The following is a 7,459-nucleotide window of genomic DNA, read 5'->3' on the forward strand; positions in this document are numbered from 1 at the left end:
TTGAGGTTAGCTTCGATCATGTCGAGTTCGTCATAGAGAGCCTGTGGGATGTTACCGCCCTTAGCCTTGATGTCCTCGTCATAGTATCTTCTCATCTCAGCGATCTCCTTCTTCCACTCGTCCTTATTTACTGTGAGGAGAGCTTCGAGAGCTGAAGGAGTTACTTCGTCCTCGATACCTGTGAGGTTGATGTCCTCAGCCTTTGGAAGGAATCCGATAGGAGTCTCAACAGCGTCAACTTCGCCTTCAACTCTCTTGATGATCCAGTCGAGAACACGCATATTCTCGCCGTAACCTGGCCAGAGGAAGTTACCCTCGTCGTCAGTTCTGAACCAGTTTACGTTGAAGATCTTTGGAGCCTTGCTGCCGAGTCTTGCGCCCATTTCGAGCCAGTGTGCCCAGTAGTCACCAACGTTGTAGCCGATGAATGGCTTCATAGCCATTGGATCGTGACGGAGTACGCCTACTGCGCCTGTAGCAGCAGCAGTTGTCTCAGAAGATACAGCAGATCCGATGTATGTACCGTGTGTCCAGTCGAATGACTGATATACGAGAGGAGCTGTTGTAGCTCTTCTGCCGCCGAAGATGATAGCGGATACAGGTACACCCTCTGGGTTGTTGAACTCAGGAGAGATGCATGGGCAGTTCTTAGCAGGAGCTGTGAATCTTGAGTTTGGATGAGCAAGCTTCTTGCCCTCAGCTACCCAAGCCTCACCGTCGCACTTGATACCGGTCCACTCTGTAGCATCCTTAGGCGGATTATCGTTGAGCTTCTCCCACCAAACAGTGTTGTCGCTGTTGTCGAGAGCAACGTTTGTGAAGATAGCGCCGTTCTTTGTGCAAGCGAGAGCGTTGTAGTTTGACTTAGCGTTTGTTCCGGGAGCAACGCCGAAGAAACCGTTCTCAGGGTTGATAGCATAGAGTCTGCCATCCTTGCCGGGCTTCATCCAAGCAATATCGTCGCCGACTGTGAATATCTCATAGCCGTCCTTCTTGTATCCCTCAGGTGGGATAAGCATAGCCAGATTGGTCTTACCGCAGGCAGATGGGAATGCAGCTGTGATGTACTTAACTTCGCCGTCAGGCTTCTTAACGCCGAGGATAAGCATATGCTCAGCCATCCAAGCCTCGTTCTTTCCCTGGAAGGAAGCGATACGGAGTGCGAAGCACTTCTTGCCGAGGAGAACGTTTCCGCCGTAAGCAGAGTTGATAGACCAGATTGTATTTTCCTCTGGGAACTGAACGATGTATCTCTTCTCAGGATCAACGTCAGCCTTTGAGTGGAGACCTCTTACGAAATCGTCGGAAGTGTCACCGAGATTCTCGAAAGCCTGCTTGCCCATACGTGTCATGATGTTCATGTTGAGAACAACATAGATAGAGTCAGTAACCTCAACACCTACCTTAGCAAGAGGAGAACCGATAGGTCCCATTGAATAAGGGATAACGTACATTGTTCTGCCCTTCATAACGCCGTTGTACATAGGAGTAAGGAGCGCCTTCATCTCATCGGGAGCCATCCAGTTGTTTGTAGGACCTGCACCCTTCTTTTCCTTAGAGCAGATGAAAGTTCTGTCCTCAACACGGGCAACGTCGTTAGCACGTGTTCTGTGGTAGAGACAATTCGGGTACTTCTCAGGGTTGAGCTTGTACATTTTGTCCCAGCTGTCATCTGGAAGTGAAGTTACCTCTTCGATAAGAGCGTCGATCTGCTCCTGAGAGCCGTCAATCCAAACTACCTTATCAGGCTGGCAGAGAGCTACCATTTCGTCTACCCACTTTAATACGTTAGGGTTTTTTGTCAGTGACATTGTATTATACCTCCTAAAAAATTATCATGTAATGTGCGGAATTAAGCACCGCAGCACGGAGCGTCCGACAAAAGTCAAACGTTCCTCTAATACTATTATATCTGTTTTATGTCAATGTGTCAATAGCGGCAGAGGGTATTTTTTAGGAATAGCAATATTACCCGCAGGCAATGCAAAAATTGCGGTAAACAAAGGCTTACAAGCAGAAAAAGCGGTAAACCGTATTCATGATATATAAAAAAAGGAACGTTGTTATATTTTTATCAAACCCCAAAACAAAAATTATTCCCTGAAATCTGCGCTTTTTATTGCTTTTTCTCTATATTCGTGTTATAATGTATTGGTTTTATGTGTGGGGGCTTATGCCTGCATCAGGCTAAAGGATCCCCGAAAGGAGTGCTCATGGAAAAGAAAAAAGCCACCAACTGCGAGACCTGTACCAACTACGTCTACGACGAGGACTATGACTGTTATGTCTGTATGATAAACCTCGACGAGGACGAGATGTACCGCTTTTTGCAGGGCACAAACTACTCATGTCCATATTATCGGCTTGACGACGAATACGGCGTTGTCCGCCACCAGAATTAGAATATAATGCGGCTGCCTGCCGAGCCGTCGGCGCGGATCTCCGTCACCTCTGCCTGTCCGCTGCGGCAGAGTCCGCCAAGCACGGTTATGATGTCACATTCGGGAGCTATCCCCTGCTTCACAGCCTGCTCGGTGATGCCTATAAGCTGCTCGGCATCATAATCACGGAGAAGCTCCTCTCCGCTGCCGCTGTACACAACAGTACATGAGGGCGAAAGTCTCCAGCTTTCCAGCATATGGTCAAGAAGCTCAAGGGAGTCCTCGCCGTCAACGATGACAAGCTCGGTATAGCCTGTGAATACAGGCTTTCCGCCAATGAGCTCTGCTGAGCTCTTTGCTGAGTCAATATCGTCACCGACACCGATTATGGTGTCGTCATCGTTAAAGAAAGAAAAGGTCAGCTGTCCGCTGCGAGATATTGCGGCAGCGCGAAGATAGCTCCGCTCATGGATACGTCCCGAGGCGCAGCCGGCGGATAACATCAGCGCCATTGCGGCAGCTGAGGCAAAGATCATTCTGTTCAAGAGATATCTCCTTTTATTTTTTATCGAATTAACTGATTATTCATAAAAATACTTTAAAATATCAACACTGTTCCCCTTAAAATATGATACTATTAGTATGAGAAATTGTAGGAGGTGAGTCAATGCGGCTTACTGACACCTCAGAAAAAAACATTATAAACGTGGTAGGACAATTCGACTATTCAACACAGGACGAGGGCTATAATCAAAGCTTTATCAAATGGCGCAAGACCAGGGACAATCCGTACGCTTTCAATTTCAAAATGGATCGCAGAGAAAGCGTTTTTGTAGACGGAAAGGGCTTTGAAAGCAAGTCTCTCCCCACTGCCGAGCGCAACTGTGTCATAAAGATCATGAACGTTGCAGGCATAGCCATGCTCATGTGGATAGTTATCGACAATATCATAGGCAAGGCAATAATATCACTCTTCAGCTTTCTCGGATTTGACATACATACTTCGTTTTTCAGCACAGGACTTTTCGGCGGCGATGTCGAGATCGTAACCGCTCTTATACTCATCGGTCTTATAAAGATCATACTGCCTGCATGGTATATACACTCTAAGCTCAAAATGCCTTTGAAGGCAGAGTATATGTCAAAGCTGCGGCACCCCTCGGATATGATAGCCTCACTTTGTATGGCAATGGCAGCAAGCGCAGTGACCAGCCTGCCCAATATATACACAAACAGAACACGTCAGGTATTCAATTATTTCCGTGAGATAGACACTGACGCTTCTGCATGGGATCAGAAGCAGTTCATCATCTATGCTATATTTGACATAGTCATAGTATCCGTCATGTCAGAGCTGTTTTTCCGCGGAGCTATTTTCGGAGCTCTCCGTCAGTTCGGCGATATGTTCGCAATTGTAATAACATCCATGATGTCGGCACTTCTTGTACAGGACGTCCGCGAGTTTCCTGCCGCACTGCTCATGTCAGCCATCGCAGCCGCAGGAATGCTGAGAAGCGGCTCGATAATCACTGCTATATACGCACAGATAATATTCAAGCTGTACCGTATGGCGCTGATACTGCTGGAATCAACGTCTGATGACACCGTCTTCGTGAAGCGGAACTTCTTTATCCTTGCAGTATTCATAATCGGTGTTGCAGGCGTCGGATTCTTCTACCTGATCGGCAAGAAAAAGAACCGCCACAGGATAGCCATCTATAAGTCTGAGATAACGATATGGCAAAGGATAGTTATCGCATTCAGAAGCTACCCTGTACCTGCTGTCATGGGCATATGCATAATGGCAGCACTGATAAAGCTCATATTATAAAACAAGGAGCATTTCAATGGATAAATATATGTCCCGTGCGCTGGAGCTGGCAAGAGAAGCCTTTGACGAGGGTGAGGTTCCCGTTGGCGCAGTAGTGGTAAAAAAGACTACAGGCGAAATTGTCGGCGAGGGACGGAATATGCGTGAGGGAGCTAAAAATGCTCTTGCTCATGCAGAGATAATGGCTATAGACGAAGCCTGCCGTACTCTTGGAGGCTGGCGGCTCCCCGAATGTGCCATATACGTTACTCTTGAACCATGTCCAATGTGCTGCGGAGCAATCATCAATTCCCGAATAGACAATGTCATCTTCGGAGCATATGACGCCAAAAGCGGCTCTGCTGTTTCCGTGCAGAAAATGTTCGAGCTTCCCTACAACTACCGTCCTGAGGTCACAGGAGGCGTCATGGAGGAGGAATGCTCGGCTATACTGTCGGACTTTTTCCGACAGCTCCGCGAGAAGAAAAACCGAAACTGATTAACGCGCCTATCCGCTGCCATCGGCAGCGGATCTTTTTGCGCCCAAAGGCGCAATAATAAGCGCGGCAGCTGCCGCGCAGGCGCGTACCGCGAGCATATCCCTGCCGTTTATAATAAGAGCAGCCCCTATGACCAGAGCTGTTACCGTGAGACTTCGCCAGCGCTGAAAGGGCGGTATCAGCTCCCCTAAAAGATAAGCTCCCGTCATGACCTGCAAGGTCACTGAAAAAACAGCCAGTACCGAGAACACCACAAGAAACAGTGAATCTATGCGCTGAGCCTCAAAGGGCTGTGAGAGCTGCGCCGCTGTAATAACGGGAAAGTCGGTCAGTCCCATAATGCCGCCTGCAACAGGCAGCACCGTGAGCATTACCGCAGAAGCTGCCATAACCTTTGTCCCGAAGTATGCCGTAAGAGCCTTGCTCTTATCGTCATTTACTCTGTCAAGCCAAACGATCATGCTGCCAAGACTGCCGCTGAGCCCGAAACCTCTCAGCAGCTCGCTGAGAAAGCCGCGCTTCTCAGGCAGCAGAGCATTGCTCCACTCTGCATTGAATACTGCGCTTATAAAGTCGACAGAAAGGCTCAGCAGTGCTATTGCCGCTGCTATGACAGCCGCCCGTGCCACGGATTTTATCCCCGTTGATGAAGCGTACAGGCACACCGCCGCAATAAGCCCTGCGGTCATAAGGCTTCCCCATACGCCGTGACTTTCCTCATATGGGATATAGACCGCTCCCCTTGTCTGCCACAGCGAAACGAAAAGAGCTCCGCCGCTGAAAACAGCATATGCAAGGAAAAACACCTGCGCCCATTTTTTCAGAGAGCCGCCCTGCACGGCAAAGCACATCGCTCCAAGATACTGCATTGCCGTACCTGCCAGTATCCCCCACAAAGTCCTGAGAGAAACACCTCCGAAGCAGCAGCACAGGCTGAACAGGTCTGTTATGAGCAGCAGAGCTGTAAACTGAAATTTCGATATTCTATTCATGGTATTCCTCAACAGTAAAGCCGCGGCTCTGAAGCTTCTTTATGCCGCTGCGGACAGCCGTATCTCCCATACCGCTTTTTCTGAAAGGCGACAAGGGTGCCATATACGGGAAGCCGTAGTCCTCTGTAGCGCAGATATTCACCAGCACCGCACAGGCAAGGAGGCTTATGCCGAAAAGCCCCAGCGCTCCCCCTGCAATGAGAAATGCGAACCTCAGCACCGTCACCTGCGGATTCAGCTCGGGGACTACAAGACCTCCCAGCACTGAAAGCGCCGTCATAGTCAGCAGCGGAGTGCTGACCAGTCCCGAATTTACTGCCGCATCACCGATTATAAGTCCGCTGATTATGCTTACAGCTCCGCCAACAGGCTTTGGCAGTCTTACTCCTGCCTCACGTATTATCTCATACATCAGCAGTACAAACACCGCCTCTGTTACTATGGACAGGGGCGCTTTTTTCTCCGCTTCCACAAGAAGCATGAACAATGTGCTGTTCAGCAGCTCGGGGTGATACATGACTATCGCCACATAAAAGGACGGCAGCAGCACCGCTATGAGGAATGCACCGTATTTCAGCCAGCGTATGAACGTGGCGTAATACGGCTTATAAGCATAATCATCAAGAGTCTGAAAGCTCTCGCAGAACAGGTGAGGTATCACTATGGCATAGGGCACTCCGTCCACCAGCAGAGCCACACGCCCCTCAATAAGCTTTGAGCACAGCACATCGGGGCGCTCCGTAGTTCCTGTAGCGTCAAACAGCTCAAAGCTGCCGTTCTCCACAAAGGGACGCAGATACCCCGTAGTCAGTATGGCTTCAAGCTCTACATCATCAAGGGAGCGGCGTATCTTCTCCATAAGTACCTTCGGCACACGATCCTTCATGTAGCACAGGCAAATATCCGTTTCACTCTTGTCTCCTTTTTTCGACAGCTCCATGACCAGCTCAGGGGACTTTATCCGCCTGCGTATCTGTGACATATTGGTTCGGACAGTCTCCGTGAAGCCCTCGTGAGCTCCCATTATATTGCCCTCGCCGAGGGGCTCCTGAACTCCCCTTGTATTGTATCCCTGAACCCCGAAAGCAAGCCCCGTGGTCATGCCCTCCGCAAGAAGCACCGCAAAGCCCGAGTTCATCAGACGAAAAAGCTCGTCGTAATCCCCCACCTCGGGACGGTCAGTGGACAACAGAAGCTCCTCATTTATATAGTGGAACAGCCCGTGAGCGTCCTTTTGCTGCGGTATATCGGTTATTGGCTCGAATATGAGCTCCGTAATGACCGACGCAGACACCATGCCCTCGCAGCAAAGCAGTGCGCAGTGTATACCTCCGGTCACAAAGCGGTTTATTAGCACGTCCGACGAGCCTCCCGAAATGCGGCGTATCTCCTGTATGCTGCTGTCGAGAACGGGCAGCAGTTCTCCTTTTTCCATACATCTCACCTCAGCGGTATTATGCGCCGATTTTGCATTATTATACCTGTAGTGGCGGATATTATCCGCCCGTGTAAAACCGTACATATACGGTATCATCTGTAGGGGATGGCGTCCTCGACAGCCCATTTGAGCCGCCTTGCAAGAGAAGGCGTCCCTAATAATAAAAAGCCGCCCGTATATCAATACGGACGGCTGCGATATTCAGCGCTTATATTTTGAATATATCCTTTTATAAGTAAGAAACAGTACAGGTATCCCGACGATAGTTCCCACAGCGACAACTATTCCTGCAATATCAAGCTGAAACAGCCCAAGAACCGCGCCTGCCCAGAATACAG

The 7,459-nt window shown here is 49.4% G+C and carries 7 protein-coding genes; 3 read left to right on the plus strand and 4 right to left on the minus strand.

Going from position 1 to position 7,459, the window contains the following annotated elements; genetic code table 11:
• On the minus strand, positions 1 to 1,811 hold a 1,811-nt coding region (locus K5677_RS04285; RefSeq protein ID WP_296725075.1), incomplete at its 3' end, for a phosphoenolpyruvate carboxykinase (GTP).
• 402 nt (positions 1,812 to 2,213) lie between these two features.
• Between K5677_RS04285 and K5677_RS04290 the strand changes: the two genes are divergently transcribed.
• A complete protein-coding gene (locus K5677_RS04290; RefSeq protein WP_173459856.1) occupies positions 2,214 to 2,402 on the plus strand; it encodes a DUF6472 family protein in 189 nt (62 codons plus the stop codon).
• Here K5677_RS04290 and K5677_RS04295 read toward each other — a convergent pair.
• The gene (locus K5677_RS04295) at positions 2,399 to 2,926 is read right to left on the minus strand and encodes a hypothetical protein (protein ID WP_296725081.1); all 528 of its coding nucleotides are present in this window, start codon (positions 2,924 to 2,926) and stop codon (positions 2,399 to 2,401) included. The genes K5677_RS04290 and K5677_RS04295 overlap by 4 nt on opposite strands.
• A 122-nt stretch (positions 2,927 to 3,048) precedes the next feature.
• Between K5677_RS04295 and K5677_RS04300 the strand changes: the two genes are divergently transcribed.
• Complete coding sequence (locus tag K5677_RS04300) at positions 3,049 to 4,212, plus strand: CPBP family intramembrane metalloprotease (protein WP_296725082.1); 1,164 nt, start codon at positions 3,049 to 3,051, stop codon at positions 4,210 to 4,212.
• A gap of 16 nt (positions 4,213 to 4,228) precedes the next feature.
• Positions 4,229 to 4,690: a tRNA adenosine(34) deaminase TadA gene (tadA, locus tag K5677_RS04305; protein WP_296725084.1), complete on the plus strand. Its 462-nt coding sequence runs from the start codon at positions 4,229 to 4,231 to the stop codon at positions 4,688 to 4,690.
• Between the two features lie 9 nt (positions 4,691 to 4,699).
• Here tadA and K5677_RS04310 read toward each other — a convergent pair whose 3' ends face one another.
• A complete protein-coding gene (locus tag K5677_RS04310; protein WP_296725085.1) occupies positions 4,700 to 5,683 on the minus strand; it encodes a hypothetical protein in 984 nt (327 codons plus the stop codon).
• Entirely contained in the window at positions 5,676 to 7,118 is a 1,443-nt protein-coding gene (locus K5677_RS04315) for a spore germination protein (protein WP_296725086.1), read from the minus strand. Before K5677_RS04315 ends, K5677_RS04310 begins: the two co-directional genes overlap by 8 nt.
• Between the last annotated feature and the right edge of the window lie 341 nt (positions 7,119 to 7,459).

This window comes from Ruminococcus sp. (genome assembly GCF_024684275.1).